This is a genomic window from Streptomyces nojiriensis (genome assembly GCF_017639205.1).
GTDB lineage: Bacteria > Actinomycetota > Actinomycetes > Streptomycetales > Streptomycetaceae > Streptomyces > Streptomyces nojiriensis.
This window is the reverse complement of sequence record NZ_CP071139.1, coordinates 885905-901798: the sequence shown is the minus strand read 5'-3', so window position 1 is coordinate 901798 and position 15894 is coordinate 885905. Positions and strand designations below refer to the sequence as shown.

Annotated in this window: 15 protein-coding genes and 2 pseudogenes; 9 read left to right on the top strand and 8 right to left on the bottom strand. The window is 70.7% G+C overall.

The features are described from left to right. The first annotated feature begins 16 nt into the window (after positions 1-16). Together JYK04_RS04395 and JYK04_RS04390 are read left to right on the top strand one after the other, a co-directional pair. Positions 17-934, top strand: coding sequence for an NAD(P)H-binding protein (locus JYK04_RS04395; RefSeq protein WP_189746871.1), 918 nt, complete (start codon positions 17-19; stop codon positions 932-934). Further along, positions 924-1289, top strand: a complete 366-nt coding sequence (locus tag JYK04_RS04390) for a darcynin family protein (protein WP_189746873.1) — start codon at positions 924-926, stop codon at positions 1287-1289. The genes JYK04_RS04395 and JYK04_RS04390 overlap by 11 nt, the downstream gene beginning before the upstream one ends. Before the next feature lie 57 nt (positions 1290-1346). On the opposite strand, the gene JYK04_RS04385 is transcribed toward JYK04_RS04390, so the two are convergent. Then, entirely contained in the window at positions 1347-2486 is a 1140-nt protein-coding gene (locus JYK04_RS04385; protein WP_189746875.1) for an amidase domain-containing protein, read from the bottom strand. Between the two features lie 591 nt (positions 2487-3077). Here JYK04_RS04385 and JYK04_RS04380 point away from each other — a divergent pair. Further along, positions 3078-4883 carry a transglycosylase domain-containing protein gene (locus JYK04_RS04380; RefSeq protein WP_483030235.1) on the top strand — a complete coding sequence of 602 codons (1806 nt, stop codon included), beginning with the start codon at positions 3078-3080 and terminating at the stop codon, positions 4881-4883. A gap of 30 nt (positions 4884-4913) precedes the next feature. On the opposite strand, the gene JYK04_RS04375 is transcribed toward JYK04_RS04380, so the two are convergent. Further along, a complete protein-coding gene (locus JYK04_RS04375) occupies positions 4914-6143 on the bottom strand; it encodes a polysaccharide deacetylase family protein (RefSeq protein ID WP_373297527.1) in 1230 nt (409 codons plus the stop codon). A gap of 344 nt (positions 6144-6487) precedes the next feature. Between JYK04_RS04375 and JYK04_RS04370 the strand changes: the two are divergent. The 3 genes and pseudogenes from JYK04_RS04370 to JYK04_RS04360 all read left to right on the top strand — a co-directional run. Beyond that, a pseudogene (locus JYK04_RS04370) lies at positions 6488-6820 on the top strand (YxiG-like protein); the annotation flags it as partial. A 56-nt stretch (positions 6821-6876) separates the two neighbouring features. Next, positions 6877-7344: pseudogene (locus JYK04_RS04365) on the top strand (IS5 family transposase); the annotation flags it as partial. A gap of 357 nt (positions 7345-7701) precedes the next feature. Then, a complete protein-coding gene (locus JYK04_RS04360; RefSeq protein ID WP_189746881.1) occupies positions 7702-8526 on the top strand; it encodes a hypothetical protein in 825 nt (274 codons plus the stop codon). A 105-nt stretch (positions 8527-8631) separates the two neighbouring features. Here the strand turns inward: JYK04_RS04360 and JYK04_RS04355 are convergent, their stop codons facing one another. Further along, positions 8632-9387, bottom strand: a complete 756-nt coding sequence (locus JYK04_RS04355; RefSeq protein ID WP_189746923.1) for a COG1470 family protein — start codon at positions 9385-9387, stop codon at positions 8632-8634. On the opposite strand from JYK04_RS04355, the gene JYK04_RS04350 reads away from it, so the two are divergent. From JYK04_RS04350 to JYK04_RS04340, 3 genes are read left to right on the top strand one after another with little or no spacing between them, the layout of a single operon-like run. Next, complete coding sequence (locus tag JYK04_RS04350; protein WP_229876857.1) at positions 9314-10192, top strand: ABC transporter permease; 879 nt, start codon at positions 9314-9316, stop codon at positions 10190-10192. The two genes, JYK04_RS04355 and JYK04_RS04350, sit on opposite strands and share 74 nt — an antisense overlap. After that, entirely contained in the window at positions 10189-11034 is an 846-nt protein-coding gene (locus tag JYK04_RS04345) for an ABC transporter permease (RefSeq protein ID WP_189746886.1), read from the top strand. The genes JYK04_RS04350 and JYK04_RS04345 overlap by 4 nt, the downstream gene beginning before the upstream one ends. Further along, the gene (locus JYK04_RS04340) at positions 11031-12551 is read left to right on the top strand and encodes an ABC transporter ATP-binding protein (RefSeq protein ID WP_189746888.1); all 1521 of its coding nucleotides are present in this window, start codon (positions 11031-11033) and stop codon (positions 12549-12551) included. The genes JYK04_RS04345 and JYK04_RS04340 overlap by 4 nt, the downstream gene beginning before the upstream one ends. A 14-nt stretch (positions 12552-12565) precedes the next feature. Here JYK04_RS04340 and JYK04_RS04335 read toward each other — a convergent pair whose 3' ends face one another. The 5 genes from JYK04_RS04335 to JYK04_RS04320 form a co-directional block, all read right to left on the bottom strand. Further along, positions 12566-13447: a M48 family metalloprotease gene (locus JYK04_RS04335; RefSeq protein WP_229876858.1), complete on the bottom strand. Its 882-nt coding sequence runs from the start codon at positions 13445-13447 to the stop codon at positions 12566-12568. Beyond that, the gene (locus JYK04_RS41010) at positions 13444-13893 is read right to left on the bottom strand and encodes a hypothetical protein (protein ID WP_229876859.1); all 450 of its coding nucleotides are present in this window, start codon (positions 13891-13893) and stop codon (positions 13444-13446) included. The genes JYK04_RS04335 and JYK04_RS41010 overlap by 4 nt, the downstream gene beginning before the upstream one ends. Next, on the bottom strand, positions 13890-14249 hold the full coding sequence (locus JYK04_RS04330) for a BlaI/MecI/CopY family transcriptional regulator (RefSeq protein ID WP_308431140.1): 360 nt from the start codon (positions 14247-14249) through the stop codon (positions 13890-13892). The genes JYK04_RS41010 and JYK04_RS04330 overlap by 4 nt, the downstream gene beginning before the upstream one ends. Before the next feature lie 311 nt (positions 14250-14560). Then, on the bottom strand, positions 14561-15502 hold the full coding sequence (locus tag JYK04_RS04325; RefSeq protein ID WP_189746892.1) for a M56 family metallopeptidase: 942 nt from the start codon (positions 15500-15502) through the stop codon (positions 14561-14563). After that, the gene (locus JYK04_RS04320) at positions 15499-15876 is read right to left on the bottom strand and encodes a BlaI/MecI/CopY family transcriptional regulator (protein ID WP_189746894.1); all 378 of its coding nucleotides are present in this window, start codon (positions 15874-15876) and stop codon (positions 15499-15501) included. The genes JYK04_RS04325 and JYK04_RS04320 overlap by 4 nt, the downstream gene beginning before the upstream one ends. Positions 15877-15894 lie beyond the last annotated feature (18 nt).

Below are 15894 nucleotides of genomic sequence, written 5' to 3'. Positions count from 1 at the left end.
AGACCACGAGGTTTTCATGATCGTCATTACTGCCCCCACCGGGAACATCGGCCGTCGGCTGCTGTCCCTGCTGGTCGAGGCCGCGCCCGCACACGGAGAGGAGTTGCGCGTCGTGGCCCGTGATCCCGCCCGGATCCCCGAGGCCGTGCGCGCAGCGGTCGAGGTGGTCACCGGCTCGCACGGCGACGCCGCGACCGTCGAGCGCGCCTTCGCCGGGGCCGACGCCGTCTTCTGGCTGGTTCCGCCGGACGCCTCGCGCACGCCCGAGGAGGCGTACAGCGGCTTCACCCGCCCCGCCGCGCGGGCGTTCGCCGCCCACGGCGTCGGCCGTGTCGTCGGTGTCTCCGCGCTCGGCCGCGGTACCCCGCAGGCCGGCCGGGCCGGGCTGGTCAGCGCCTCCCTGGCCATGGACGACCTGATCGCCGACACCGGGGTCGCCTACCGCGCCCTGGCCAATCCGTCCTTCTTCGAGAACCTGCTGGAGGAGGCCGACTCGATCCGCGAGCACGGCGTCTTCACCGACACCGTCGCCGCGGACCGTCCGGCCCCGCTGGTGGCCGTCGCCGACATCGCCGCGACGGCGGCCGGACTGCTGCTGGACCGTTCCTGGACCGGCGTCGGCAGTGTGCCGGTGCTCGGCCCGGAGGACCTGTCGCCCCACGACATGGCCCGCATCATGAGCGCGGAACTGGGCCGCCCGGTCCGCTACGCGCGCGAATCGCTCGACGACCTGCGGTCCTCCATGCTCGCCCACGGTCTCAACGAGGCGTTCGTGGAGGGCATGGTCGACATGAAGCGCGCCAAGGACCGGGGTCTGGACTCGGGCGTAGCCCGCTCGCCACAGGCGGGCCCGGCCACCGGCTTCGCCCAGTGGTGCGCGCAGACCCTCAAGCCCGCCGTCCTCGCCGCATCGGAGGCAGTCGATGCCCGCTGACCGAACCGAGCCGCCGGTCACCGCGTTCATGCTGATCAAGACCACGCCCGAGTGGCTGGCGCTCACCGTGGCCGAACGCATCCACGCCTTCACCACCCACGTCGTTCCGGTGATCGAGGCCCGTACCCGCGGCGTCCGCTCCCGGTTCTACGACACGGAGTTCTACTCGGCGAGGGTGACCGACATCTGGGTCTGGGAGGCGGACGACCACGACGCCTACCGGCTGCTGATCGACGCGCTGCGCGAAACGCCCTTCTGGGACCGCTACTTCGAGGTCGTGGACCTGCTCGTGGGAATCGAGAACGGGTACGCCTGCACCTACGGCCTGCAGCCGCTGGCCACCCTCGCCACCTGACGAACTCCCCCGACCCGCCGGTGCCGCCGCCCTGGGCGGGGCACCGGCGGGCACCCGTCAGGTGCGGTACGCGTAGTAGGTCGCGTTCGGGTAGGACGCGATGATGCTCGCGAGCGACTTACGGTACGTGTTGGTGGAGTGGTACGTGAGGTACGGCATCCCGGCGCTGCTGCGGTAGGTCACCATCATCGAATGGTCCTTGGACCCGTCCCGGTTGAAGTCCACCTGGAGGATGTCTCCCACATCCGCCTGGTAGACGTTGGCCAGGTTGGCGGCCCGCTGATTGGACAGCGTGAACCAGGCCCACTCGTTCACGCCGACCCAGGAGTCGGTCTGACGGGAGCCGTCGTACCACCAGTTCCTGTAGTCCGACGTGGAACCCGGAACGGCCTTCCAGCCACCTGCCTTCAACGCCTGGCTGATGAAGTTGGTGCAGTCACCCCCGGCCCCGTTGTACTTCCGGTACGCCGGGTTGTAGTTGCTCCAGTACTTCTCCGCGTACTTCGCCATCGCGGCGTAGTCGTAGGCACCGCCCGTCTTCGCCTTGGGCTTCGGCGTCGCGGGGTACTTCGTGGACGCGGGCGTGCCGTCCGGGTATTGCTTCCCGTCGTCCTTGACGACGTTCACCTTCGCCGGCACGGGCTCGTTGACCGCGACGGGGCCGTTCTCCTGGGACGTGATCGAGGTCAGCTCCCAGTCGCCTCCCCGCTTGCTGGTGAGGGTCAGCTGGTAGCGCGTCCCGATGTCGGTCGTCGCCGGCTCGTCCCCGCGGAGTTTCTTGTACGTGAGCGTGGTCTGCTCGGTGACCTGGACGACGGCCTTGCCGCCCGTCACCGTGGCCCGGTCGACGACGACGCGGGTGTCGGCGTCCGTGTAGGCCTCGCCGAGCTCCGCCAGCCGCGTCTTGCGGGACCGCAGCGACTGGAGCGCGGCGTCCTCGTCCTTCTTCAGCTGGGCCGACAGCCGGGCCTTCGGGCCGGCCTGGCCGGAGCCGTGACGCCCCGGCTGGTCCTCGACCAGGGCCTGCGTGCGCTGGGAGAGCACGTCGCTGGCCACGCGGGCGAAGGTGTCGGCGGTGGCACGGTCGGCGTCGCGGGGTCCGGAGACCGCGGTCGCGGAGTACGCGAGCATGCTTCCGGACGCCAGGGCCACGGTCAGGGCCGCGATGGCGGCGGGCCTGAACCTCTTAGGTATCACTCTGTTTCCCCTTGTCACCCGGTCCACACGAACCGGGGGACGGAATCTTCGCACAACTACCCGACTGTTTCGTCACGTTCCGCTTCGTCTCGGGCTGCCCCGGCGGAAATGGGCTCACACGCTGCCGACTTGCCTCCGCTTGATCACCAGGGGTCGCCTTCGGAGTGCACGGAGTAATCCAGCCGACCACCGGTCCGGCCTCACAGCGAATGCCTTTAGGGTGTGCGGGAAAGTGCGGCAGAGGGGGCATTCGGAGTGGGCGCGAACGATAGGGCAGGTAGGGGGCCATCTCGGGACGGGCGGGCGGCTTCGGAGGGCACCGGCGGAGCCGTCCCGGGCCGCCGGGGGAAATCGGGGTCGCGCGCCAAGCCGCGGGCGCGTTCCGCCCGGCTCGATGCCTTCACGCGGGTGCTCGCCCCGGCCGTCGCCCTGGCGCGCACGCAACTGCGGCGCCTGCGGCCCGCCTTCCCGCGGCCGGGCCGCACCGGCTGGCGCCGGTGGATGCCGTCGTGGCGCCAGTGGCTGGGCGCCTGCCTGTGCGCGTTCCTGGGCATGGTGACCTTCGTCACGATTGCGTACGCGACCACGGATATGCCCGACGACCTCAACTCCTTCGCCACACAACAGGACAACGTCTACTACTGGGCCGACGGCTCCACGATGGCCCGGACGGGCTGGGTCAGCCGCCAGGAGATGCCGCTGGACAAGGTGCCCGCCAAGGTCCAGGGAGCCGTGCTCGCGGCCGAGAACGCGAGCTTCTACTCGGACCCCGGAGTCTCGCCGTCCGGAGTCCTGCGCGCCGTGGGCGCCGCACTGACGGGGGGCGAGACCCAGGGCGGGTCCACCATCACGCAGCAGTACGTGAAGAACGCCTATCTGAACCAGGACCGCACCGTTTCCCGGAAATTCACCGAGCTCATGCTCGCCCTGAAGATGGACAACCAGAAGAGCAAGGACCAGATCCTTCAGGACTACCTCAACACCAGCTGGTTCGGGCGCGGGACCTACGGCATCCAGCGCGCGTCCCAGGCCTACTACGGCAAGGACGTCTCGCAGCTCAATCCCAGCGAAGGCGCGTTCCTGGCCTCCCTCCTCAAGGGCGCGGCCCTCTACGACCCCGCTCTCGGCAAGGCGAACCACGAGCGGGCCGTGGAACGCTGGAGCTGGATCCTGGACCGCATGGTCGAGACCGGCCGGCTCTCGCGCGCCGAGCGCGCCACCTACACGACGTTCCCCGAGCCCTCGGCCTCCTCGCTCGTCGGCATACCCGGCGCGCAGACCGGCTACCTGGTCGAGATGGCCAAGGCGTACGCGATCAAAGCCGGCCACATCGAGGAGTCCGACTTCGACCTCGGCGGCTACCAGATCTACACGACCTTCGACCAGGCCCGGATGACCGCGCTGACCGCCGCCGTCCAGGAGACCCAGAAGGACTTCGACGCCGAGCGGCGTCCCGACACCGACAAGCACGCCAAGATCGGCGCGGCGAGCATCGCTCCCGACGGGCGGCTGCTCGCCGTGTACGGGGGCCCCGACTACCTCAAGCAGGGCTTCAACGAGTCGAACGCGACGACGGTCCCGGTCGGCACGGCGTTCACGCCGATCGTCTACGCCGCCGCGCTCGACGAAGGGGTGCTGCGCGCGCGGGGCAAGGACCGTACGCCGGTTTCCCCCTCCAGCACCTACGACGGCAACGACCAGGTGAGCGTGCAGACGCCGGAGGGGCCGTACTGGGACCGCAGCGGCAAGGTGGTGAAGGGGCGCAACGACGGCGGCCGGAACTGGGGCCAGGTGACGTTGCGCCAGGCCGTGGCCCAATCCGTCAACACGCCCATGCTCCAGCTCGGCCAAGATGTCGGCCTCGACCGGGTGGAGGCCTTCGCCGAGCGCTCGGGGCTGCTCGAATCGAGCCTCGGCCCGCGGATCCCCGCATTCGCCCTCGGGGAGAACTCGACGCCCAGTGCGATCCGGATGGCCGGCGCCTACCAGACCTTCGCCGCCGAAGGCATGCACACCGACCCGTACTCGGTGCGCTCGGCCACCCGCAACGGCGCCGCCGTGCCGCTCGACGCGCCGAAGCCGACCCGGGCCGTGACGGCCAAGACCGCTCGCGCAGTGACGGACGCCCTGAAGGACGCCGTCACCGAGGGGTCGGCGAAGACGGTGGGCAAGGCCCACCCCGGTACGGCGGGCAAGACCGGTACGACGGCCGCGAACACGGCGGGCTGGTTCGTGGCCAGCACCGAGCAGGAGTCCACGGCAGTGGTGGTCTACCGGATGTCGCTCTCCGACCTGGTTCCGCTGCCGCTCACGGGGCTGGGGGGCGACGGCCCGGGCACGCCCGGCAGCGAGCGGGCTGTGCGCCTGTGGGGCGACTACATCAAGGCGGTGAAGTAGGCGGGCGGCTGACGCCGCCCGCCCGCCCCTCTACTTGATCAGCTGGGTCCAGTCCGGTGCCTGCGCGGGATCGAGCGTGCGCAGTTGGGCCAGGACCTTGGGGTCCTGGACGTCGAGCCAGTCCGCCAGTTCCCGGAACGACACGCAGCGCACGTCCTGGCGCGGGCACACGTCCTTCATCACGTCCTCGACGGCCTTCATGTAGATGCCGCCGTTCCAGTCCTCGAAGTGGTTGCCGATGAACATGGGCGCCCGGCTGCCGTTGTAGACCCGGTTGAAGCCGTTCATGTACGAGCCCCGGGTCTGCGCCTGCCAAGCGGCGAACTTCGCCGGGTCGCCCTGGGTGCTGTCGCCCGACTGGTTGAAGAGGAAGTTGAAGTCCATGGAGAGGACCTGCACCTCCTTGCCCTGCAGCGGCATGAGCTGGAGGGGAAAGTTCCATATGTCGTCCTGCTTGGACGGCCACAGCTGGAAGTCTCCGGAGGAGCTCGCGTCGTAGCGCCAGCCGTACGGCTTGATCGCGGTCAGGAGGTTCTTCTGGCCCTCCAGGCAGGGCGCGCGGCCGCCGACCACCTCCCGGTCCGGGTCGAAGGGCAGGGGCGCATCCTTGGTGAAACCGGTGTTCGTCTTCCAGTTCTTGATGAACGAGTAGGTCTGGTCTATCTCGCTCTTCCATTCGTCGGGGCTCCACTCCCCGCCGCCCTTGGGCCCGCAGAAGTGCCCGTTGAAGTGCGAGCCGATCTCGTTGCCGTCGGTCCAGGCACCGCGCAGCTGCTCCAGGGTGCCCTTCACGTGCGGGACGGTCGGGTACGAGATCGCGGCCGCGCCCTGACCGTGCTGCGGCGGGCGGTAGAGCGCCTTCTTCCCCTCGGGCAGCAGGTAGATGCCCGTGAGGAAGAAGGTCATGTGGGCCTTGTTCTGCTCGGCCACCTGACGGAAGTGCGAGAAGAGGTGGTCGTCGCCTTCCAGCGCGCCGTCCCAGGAGAACACCACGAACTGCGGCGGTTTCTCGCCGGGCTTCAGCCGCACGGGCTTGAGCTGTCCCGGCTGCGGTCCGGTGTAGGAGGTGGAGCCGTCTCCCAGCACCTCCGTCTTGCCGTCCCAGGCATCCTCCGGGCCCTTCGCGGCGGCGGCCTCCTCGGCCGCACCACCCGGGGCCGTGAGCTTCGCGTCGCGCGGGGCGGTGTCCGAGGAGTCGCCCAGTGTGAAGACGCCCGCGGTTGCGGCGGCCCCGCCCAGAGCGATCACGGCCACGCCCATGCCCAGGCGTCTGCGGTACTGCGCCTTCCTGCGGACCTTGCGGATATTCCGGGACTCCGTGCGGGTGCTCGGAGTGGCATCGGTGCCGACCAACTCAGTCGTCCCCCCTCATCACCGCAGACAGTTCGCGTGCGGATGGTTCATACGAATATAGAACTTGTCTGCACTCCTCCCGCACTCCGGATCGTCCTGTGCGTCGATTCACAGCCACCCCACAGCTCTGCGCGACGACCCCGCTCCGGATCGGACGTACCCACCACGTCGTCCCGTCGGAGGTGCTGTGCGTGATGTGGTGGGTGGGCGCACAGGGGGGTGCCTGAATGTGATGGTCCGCCACATACGCGGCCCACCTGCGGTATCTCTTCCGGTACTGCGTTGAGGCCCGATGCGAGACGTTCCTGTCCACGGAGACCTGGCGGGCCTCCTTGGACGCCCGGCTCCTCGGCAGCGAAACCGCCATCGACCTCGACGGTTACGTTTGGGGCGCGAACCATCACGAGCTGTACGGAGCCGAGCTTCGTCTCAAGTCGGAGGCTGCCCTCCGCTGGTCCAAGGCTGTCGGGATCGACCTCCATGAGGTTCACATCGAGACCAACGCTCACGATCTGACCTTGCTCTTCTCAGACCTTGAGGTGAGCGAGGTGCCGATCGGATACGCACCCTTCGTCGCGGACTGAGAGCCAGGATTCGTGTGACCTTGTGACGGGCGTGGGTCCGGGGCGTTGATGTGGACATGGGGCGGGGTGATCCGAGCGATGCCGAGTGGGAACGGCTACGACCGCTCCTGCCGGTCAGCAACAAGCGTTGTGGCAGGTGGCGGGACCACCGGCAGGTAATCGACGGGTTTTTGCACCGGCTGCGGACCGGCGTGCAGTGGCGTGACCTGCCAGAACGGTTCGGTCCGTGGAAGACCGTCTACGAACGGCACCGCCTGTGGTCGGGCGACGGGACATGGGAGCGACTGCTCCAACAGGTCCAGGCCGCCGCTGATACGGCGGGTGAGGTCGACTGGAACATCTCGGTCGACTCCACCATCGTGCGGACTCATCAGCATGCGGCCGGCGCCCGCACCCGTTCCAGAACGCCGGGGCGAAACGGCGTGGCAGAGCCTGCACGCCCGCCTGGCGGCGGTGGTGCTGGAAGTGAGGGCCTGGGCCGCTCGCGCGGCGGGTTCACCACCAAGCTCCACCTGAGCGCGGACCGGGCGGTGGCCACTCGCTGCGACGAGCGCCGTTACGTCTGCCTCGGCACCGCCACCGTCTCAGCCCTCACCATCTGGCTCCGCACGTGATCGACCGGACAACTCCTAGCCGGTGGCTGTCCTGTAGTGGCGCCTGCCGCCGCGGCCGCTCACTCGCAGCCTTACCCGCCCGGGGCGCCGCCCCTTGGGGACCTTCACGCCCGTGGACGACCCGGCAGCCCTGACGACGAGAGGCCGTGGACGACAAGCCCCAAATGGGTTGTGTTTGATCATACCGGCACGTAGGTGCAGTGGTTGTGGATAGCGTCGCCTGCGCACTGCAGACTCCCTCTGCCAATCGTCACGCCCGGAGACCATATGCGCCGCTCCGCCTTTGGCACCGTCACGGCCACCACCGCCCTCACAGCTGTCCTTGCTCTCACGTCCTGCTCCAACTCGTCGACCGGCGCCGCGGACGCTGCTTCCCAGCCGTCCCCTGCGGGATCCTCCGAAGAGGCCTCCGCCGCGGCGACCACCACCCCGGCGCAGCACGCCGACTTCGCCGGTACCGCCCATGTCACGGACGCCGACAACTACACCTTCGACATCGCCTACTCCTACCGTACGACCGGCGTACAGAGGGACACCGCCAACGACAAGCCGGGCTTCTCCTCCGCCCTCATCAAGACCGACGCGGAACTGACGGTCACCAACACCACCTCCGGGCGCACCCTGTCCTTCAAGCCGGTCAGCGGTATCGTGGCGCCCATCGGCGATCCCGAGCTCCAGGTGCTCGCCTACTTCAAGCCGGGCCGTGCCGTGTGCTCCCTGGAAACCGTCAACTCCTTCCTCGCCACGAAGGAGAAAGCCCAGGCAGGCTGCACCGTCCAGCTCAACTTCACCCGCCCCGCCACCACGCTCGCCGCTGGCAGCAAGGACACGCCCAAGGTGTTCACGGGCCTGCAGAGCGGCCAAGGCACGGCCGGCGTGGCAGCCGTGCCGGACGCCCAATGGGCCGCCGTTGAAGCAGAGTTGCGTGCACCCGACAACTTCCTCATTGCGTACGTCGGAGCTGACACCGACCGGTTCAAGAGCTACGTCTGCTCCGAGAAGATGTCCAAGCTCACCCCGTTCGTCGTCAGCGCCAAACCTGGCTGTGTCGACCTGAATCCCAGCACAGTGCGTCAGCCCAAGACCTCCTAGCGACCCGAGTCAGAGATTCGTCGTTGGGTCGAGCATTTGGTGTGACCAAGGGGCGGCGGTCTTGGTGGCCGGCCCGCGGTTGTCCGGCAGGCGCAATTCCCCCGGTCACGGGTGTTCGGCGCCGCCTGCCTGCGCTTGATGAGGGTCGCCGGCACGCCGGTTTCCGGCCCGCAGTTCCCGCCGCAGTGCGCGCAGCGCGGTACGTTCCTCTGCGCGACGCCGCAGCCAGGCACGCCGTCGCTTGCGCGTGATGACGAGGAGAAGGCCCAGGGCAAGGAGGCCGCCGATGGTGAGGGTGGCGGTGAGCCAGGGGAAGTAGGACAGCCGGACCGTGTTGCTGTCCACGGTCTTCGCCGTGCCGCCGGGAACCGTGGCGGTCACCGAGGCGGTGACCGCGCGTCGGCCGAGAACGGGGAGGTCGGCGAGGCGGCCGGTGATGGTGGCGCTGCCGCCGGGGATCACGTAGATCCCCGTGGGGGTGAGCGGGACGGTACGCGCGGAGCTGCCGCCGGTGATGTTCAGCGTTCCGGCGAGGGTGTAGAGGACGTTGCCCGTGTTGCGTACGGTCACGGTGAACTCCTCGCCGCCGCGCGCAGGCCGGCGTTCCAGTTCCGTGAGGGAGATCTGCAGGTCGGCGGTGCCGGGGACGGTGAGCTCGACGAGCCGGGCGATACGGGTCTCGGTGTTCACCCCGCCGCTGACCGCGGGGGTGCGCAGCGAGGTGACCAGGCTGCCGAGATAGCTGCCCGGCGGGGTGCCGTCGGGGACCGCGAGGGAGAAACGGACCGTGGCCCTGCTCTTCGGCTGCACGGTGACGGTGGCCTCGGAGTCCAGCTTCAGCCAGGCCCCGACCGCGCGCATCTGCTGGCCTTCTTGCGCGGGGGCCAGGCCGCCGCCGCTGGGCCTGGACCGGCCCGTGTGGGAGCGGTTCTGGGACTGGATGACGGCCCTGCCCACCGGTGACCTCGGCACCTCCGCCCGCGGTCAGAAGGTCACCGACCTCCTCTCCGACCCCTTCCCCAACACCCTCGTGCTGGGCGCGACCGCCTTCGTCCTGACCGTGCTCGCCTCCCTCGCGCTCGGCTGCTGGGCCGCCTCCCGCCCCGGCGGCCTCGCCGACCGCCTCATCGGACATGCCTCTACAGCAGCGTTCGCCGTTCCCGAGTTCGTCGCCGTCGGCCTGCTCCTCGTCCTGTCACTGTGGACCGGCTGGCTGCCCGCCGTGACCCTCACCGGTGCGGACGGGACCCCCGCCGACTGGACGATGCTGATCATGCCGGTCCTGGCGCTGGTCATCCCGCAGACGGGCTGGAACACCCGTATCGTGCGCGGCGCCCTGGCGGACCAGGCCCGTACGCCCCACGTGGAAGCCGCCTGCCTCGACGGCCTCCCTGTCCACCGGGTCGTCCTGCGCCACGCCCTGCCCGGCGCCGTGCCCGCGATCGCCACCGGCATCGCCACCTCCACCGGCATGCTCCTCGGCGGGGCCGTGGTCGTGGAGACCCTCTTCAACTACCCCGGCATCGGCAGCGTCCTGGCCGCGGCCGTCGCCGGCCGCGACACCCCGCTCATCGCCGGAGTCGTCGTCTGCGCCGGCGCCGTCATCAGCCTCGTCCTGCTCGCAGCCGACCTCATACGCGACCGCACCCTGGGAGTCCGCCCATGACCGCCGGCACCCTCACGGACGTACCCGCCCGGACCGGAACTCGCCGCTCATGGGCCACCCTTGTCCCGGCGGCGGTGCTGATCGCTCTCGCGATGGCCGGGCCCCTGCTCGCCGCCCACGCCCTCGACGCCCCCGTGTACGCCCCGTACGCCGCCGCCGGCGACGGCGGTCCGCTCGGCGGCGACCAGCTCGGGCGCGACGTCCTGTCCCGGCTGCTGCACGGCGGCACGGTACTGATCGGCAGCGCCGCCCTCGTCTCCGTACTCGTGACCCTGGCCGGGGTCGTCGTCGGCTGCTTCGCCGTCCTGCACCCCGTACTCGGTCGCGCCGTGGAGCGCAGCGCCGACGTGGCGATCCTGCTCCCGCCGGTCCTCGGCATCATGCTGATCGCCCTCGCCTGGCCCGGCGGCGGCCGATGGGCCGTCATCGGCGCTGCCATCGTCCTCGGCATCCCCTATGCGGTCCGCATCGTCGCCGCAGCCGCCGCCCCACTGGCCGGTGCCGGATACGTGGAAGCGGCTCTGGCCCGCGGAGAGAGCCTGCGTTACATCGCGCTACGCGAGATCCTGCCCAACCTGCGCTCCACCGTCGCCGCGCTGTTCGGCCTGCGCTTCGTCGAAGCCGTCTACGTCATCTCCATGGCCGCATTCCTCCAGATCGGCCCCCAACCACCGGCCGCGGACTGGGCGTTGATGATCCGCGAGAATGCCCCGGGCATCCTCCTCAACCCCTGGGCCGTCATCGCTCCCAGCCTGGCCATCGCCGCCCTCGCCATCAGCGCCAACCTCGCCTGCGCCTCCCTCGCGCCCCGCTCCGCACGCAAGGCGGTCACGACCCCGTGAACACCCCCGCACAACCGGTCGTCACGCCGGTCACTTCCCCGGTCGATTCCTCGGACAGCTCCGCTCCGCTGGCCACCGCCGCCGGTCTCGAAATCCGTTTCCCCGGTGGCCCGGTGCTCCTGCGGCCCGCCTCCCTGGTCGTCGAGGCAGGCCGTATCACCGCGCTGACCGGCGCATCCGGCTCCGGCAAGACCACCCTGCTGCGCGCCCTCATCGGCCACCTCCCCGAGGGCGCGGCCGTCACCGGCGGCGAGTTGACCGTCCTCGGCCACGACCTGACCGCGCTGGCCCCCGAAGAGCTGGCCCGGCTCCGCCGCACCAGCCTGGCGTACGTGGGCCAGGACCCCGGCTCCGCGCTCAACCCCAGGATGAAGGTCCGTGACATCGTCGCGGAAACCGCCCCCTGCCGCCCCGAACGGTCGGCCGTCATGGAACTGCTGCGCGAAGTCCGTCTGCCCACCGATGACGGGCTCCCCGACCGGAGACCGACAGCCCTGTCCGGAGGCCAGCAGCGTCGCGTCGCGCTCGCCCGTGCTCTGGCCCGGAAACCCGACATCCTCCTCCTCGACGAACCCACGGCCGGCCTCGACTCGGCCCTGCGTGACGAGATAGCCGACCTGCTGCGCCACCTCGCCGCCCGGCACGACCTGGCCATCGTCATGGCGTGCCACGACCCCGAACTCGTCGAAGCCTGCGCCGACCACACCGTCCACCTCACCGCACCCACCACACCGGCACGCCTGTCGGCAGTCCACGAAGTCGAACGCGGACCCACCGCGGACAGCGAGGAGGCGGTCGTCGCCGAGGGCGAGGGCATTGCCGCACGTGCTGTCCACGTCTCCTTCCATGGGAAGGCACACCAAGCCCTCACCGCGGTCGACTTCACGGCCAGCCCCGGCAGCCGCACGGCCATCGTCGGCCCCTCCGGTTCAGGCAAGACCACGCTTCTCAGGGTGCTGGCCGGGCTCCAGCACGCGGACACCGCCGACCTCACCCTCGACGGGATCCCCCTCGCGCCCGCCGTGAGGAAACGCCCGAGCGCACACCAGCGCCGCATCCAACTCGTCCCCCAGAATCCCCTCGACGCACTCAACCCCTCCCGCACGGTCGGAGCCCAGCTCGACCGGCCCCTGCGCCTGCACACGAAGCTCAGCTCCGGCGCCCGCACGGCCCGGATCGCGGAACTCCTCCAGCAGGTCGACCTGCCCGCCGACTTCGCGAACCGATACCCGGCCGAGCTCTCCGGCGGCCAGCGCCAGCGCGTCTCCATCGCCCGTGCCCTGGCCACCGGACCGGACATCCTGCTGTGCGACGAGATCACCTCGGCCCTCGACCCCGACACGGCGACGTCCGTCATGGAACTTCTGGCCGGCCTCAACGCGGAGCAGGGGATGACGCTCGTACTCGTCTCACACGAACTCCACCTGGTGAGCGCCTACACCGACACCGTGCACCTGCTGGGCGACGGACGCCTCGTCGCCCACGGCCCCACCCGTGAACTGCTGCCCACCATCTGAGCGGGAACCGGGCCTCAGACCCTGCTTCGCCCGTGTTCGGCGCGGGCGGCCGTCGCGCACACGCGCCGCAGCAGATAGTGCAGCTGGGCGCGCTCACCCTTGGTGATGGACGCCAAGAGCACGTCCTGTACGTCCTTCATGTCACCCAGTGTGGCCGCACGGGCGGCAGCACCGGCCGCTGTGAGCGTGACCACCTCATGCTGCCCTCCCACGTTGACAACCATCGACCGGACCAGGTCCTGGCCCAGGAGGTCATCGATCACCCGCGAGACGTCAGCCGGCGGTGTCTCCAACCGGGCCGCGAGATCGTCGCGGGCGTGTGGCCCCAGATCGGACAGCGTCTTGAGGGCCGACTGGTGGAGGAGGCTCAACACTCGCGCCCCCGAACGCTCGGCCACCAGCGTCTCCACGGCCTTGCCGGCCACCACCAGGAGTTCCACGGTCTGCTCGGAGGGATTCGAAGACCCGTTCCCCTGCCGTACACGTCGCATCCAATCACCGAGGGGGGACGTCACCTTGGAACCGGCCCGTGGCCGGCCCGGCACCGGCTGCAGCAGAGCCTCGACGCGCTGGGGAACCGGCCCGGTACCCACCGACATCAACGGGCCGTGGTCCTTGTCCGGCCGCTTGCCGGACGCGGCGGCCAATGCCGCGCGGGCGATCGCGGTCGCTGCCAGCCGCCGGTTCCCGACAGCGGATGCCGCCGCCTCGTCCGCCCACCGTTCCAGGTGGAATTCCAGGGTCGGACGCAGGGACCGCAGCGCCGGGTGCACCGCGCCGGCGAGGTGGGCGGTGACGGACAGCAGGTGGTGGCGGCCCGCGAGATGGGCTCGCTCGTGGCCGAACAGAACCTCGCGCTCCGCCGGGCCGAGCGCCCGGAGCATGCCCGTCGTCACCACGATCCGTCCGCCGCGCCCCGCCGCCCGGGCAGGGCGAAGGCCTGCGGGTCGGGGCCCGGCACCACCAGCAGGTCGCCGTCGGATACGGAGTCGCCCGTCGCGGACCAGGCGCGCGCGAGCATCGACCGGTGTTCGCGCCAGCGGCGGACCATCAGGGCGGCCTGCACGGCCAGCGCTGCTCCGGCGGCGGCGGCGACCGGCACCATGGCGGGCCACACGGCCGCCGCGCGGGGGAGCGGGACCTGTTCGAGGGCGGCGAGGAGCGGGACGTGGAACAGGGCGATCAGTGCCGCCAGGGTGCCGCCCGCCAGCAACACGGCGGCCCCCGTCAGGACCGCGCAGGCTTCCCGTGGCGGCAGGAGCACGGCCAGCCGCCGTGCGGCGGCCGCCGCACCCCACGGCAGTACGAGCGCCAGTGCCACCACGGCCAGCACCAGGGTCATGCGCCGTCCTCGGACTCCAGGAGCAGGCGCCGCAGTGCCTCCTCGTCGTCCCCGGACAGTGAGGACACGAACCGCTTCAGCACCAAGTCGCGCTGCGGCTCCCGCTCCAGCTCCCGCCGCATACGACCGGCCGCCAGCCCGGCGGCGTCATCCGCCGCCGCGTAGGCGAAGCCCCGCCCCGCGCGGGATCGCACCAGCGTCCCCTTCTCGTGCAGGCGGGACAGGATCGTCGTGACCGTCGTCCTGGCCAGGTCGCGCCCGAGCGCGGTGTTGATCTGCTGGGGCGTCAACGGCTCGGTGGCCCCCCACAAGATCGCCAGCACGTCCGCGACGAGCTCACCGTGCGGGCGCCGCACTTTGTCCTCCACCGTTTCCGATACCGCCCCGCTCGTGTCCCGGACCACCACGCCTGGACGTCGAAGAATATAGGTTTGCCTTATCTAACTCTACGGATCGTGGGGTGAGCCCGGCTCGGCCCGTCCGGACGCGCTGACGGGATTCCGGGTCTGCGCCGGCTCAGGCCCGGAAGACGGCCCGAGTCGCCCATCGTCGATCCGTGGACTGTCGCGATGGGCGACCCAGGCGGGCGAGGGCCGGCAATCGTGGCTGTCGGATCAGATCCGAGGCCGCGTCTCGACAGAGCCCTCTTCCCCTCCGGCGCTGAGCGTCAAGGGGCTTCGCCTTGGGCGACTTCGATGCCGTCGTGCAGGTCGTCGGCCGCCTGGAGGGACGCACCGGCGGAGAGAGCCAGGCAGGCCGTCAACACCATGACCGCGGCGCGCCGGGCGAGGGGCCGGGTCATCCTGGTCTCGGTGCCGTGGCCGAGGAGGGCGGCGACGCGGCGGGGAACGGGACCGGCGGTCGCCGAGAGGGCCAAGCCGGGACGCGTACGGCCGGCCGTGGAGGAAGCGCGGGTGGCGAGAGCTGCCCGGCCGATGGCCCGGGCAGTCAGGCGTCGGCTGCCCACGGCGCGGGCGGCGGATTCGTCGGCGCTGCGTTCCAGCGCGTAGGCGAGCGGCTCGCGCAGGGTCCGCAGCGCGGGGTGGCACAGGCCGGCCAGGTCGACCACGGCGCTGAAGAGGTGGTGCCGCTCCCGGAGGTGGGCGCGCTCGTGGGCGATCAGGACCTCGCGCTCGGGCGCCGAGAGTGCGCGGAGCATGCCGGTCGTCACGACGATGCGGCCCGGACTTCCGGGCAGGGCGTAGGCATCGGGGTGCTCGTCCGGCAGGACGACGAGTTCGCCGTCCGCCTCGGCGGCGAGCCTCCCGGCCTGGCGGAGCTGGGTCCAGCGCCGACGTACGCCGCGCACCAGCCTGGCCGTGCACCAGGCGAGCAAGGCCCCGGCGGCGACGGCGATCGCGATGACGGCGTCGGGTGATCCGCTGCTCAGCGGAGTGAGTAGGTGGCCCAGCGCGGCGACGACGTGGAGGTGGGTGGCGCCGGGGACGATCAGCAGGGCCAGCGCGCACGTGCTCGCGGCGGCGAGACCGGCCGCGGTCGTCGTCAGCAGCCACATGGCCTGCCTCGGCGGCAGGTTCGAGGCCAGCCGCCTGCCCGCCGGTGCGACCAGGAACGGAACGAGGAGGGGGATCCAGGCGGTGTGGATCACGGCGCGTCTCCTTCCCCGTCGAGCAGGGCGCGAAGCAGGCGCTCATCCTCGGTACTCAGCTGGGAGACGAAGCGGCTCAATACGGCCTCGCGGTCCTCGTCCTTCGCGAGTTCGGCATGCATGCGCCGGGCGGTGAGTCCGGAGGCGTCCTCGGTGGGGGTGTAGGCGAACCCGCGGCCGGACCGGGATCGGGTCACGGTCCCCTTCTCGTACAAGCGGGAGAGGATCGTCGTCACGGTCGTGCGGGCGAGCGACCCGCCCACTATCTCCTGGACCTGGCCCGGGGACAGCGGGCCGTCCGCGGCCCAGAGCGCCGCCAGCACGCCGGCTTCGAGCTCGCCGGCAGGGCGTCGCTCCGCGTTCCTGTCGCCCATGAGTGCGTTCCTCCACAC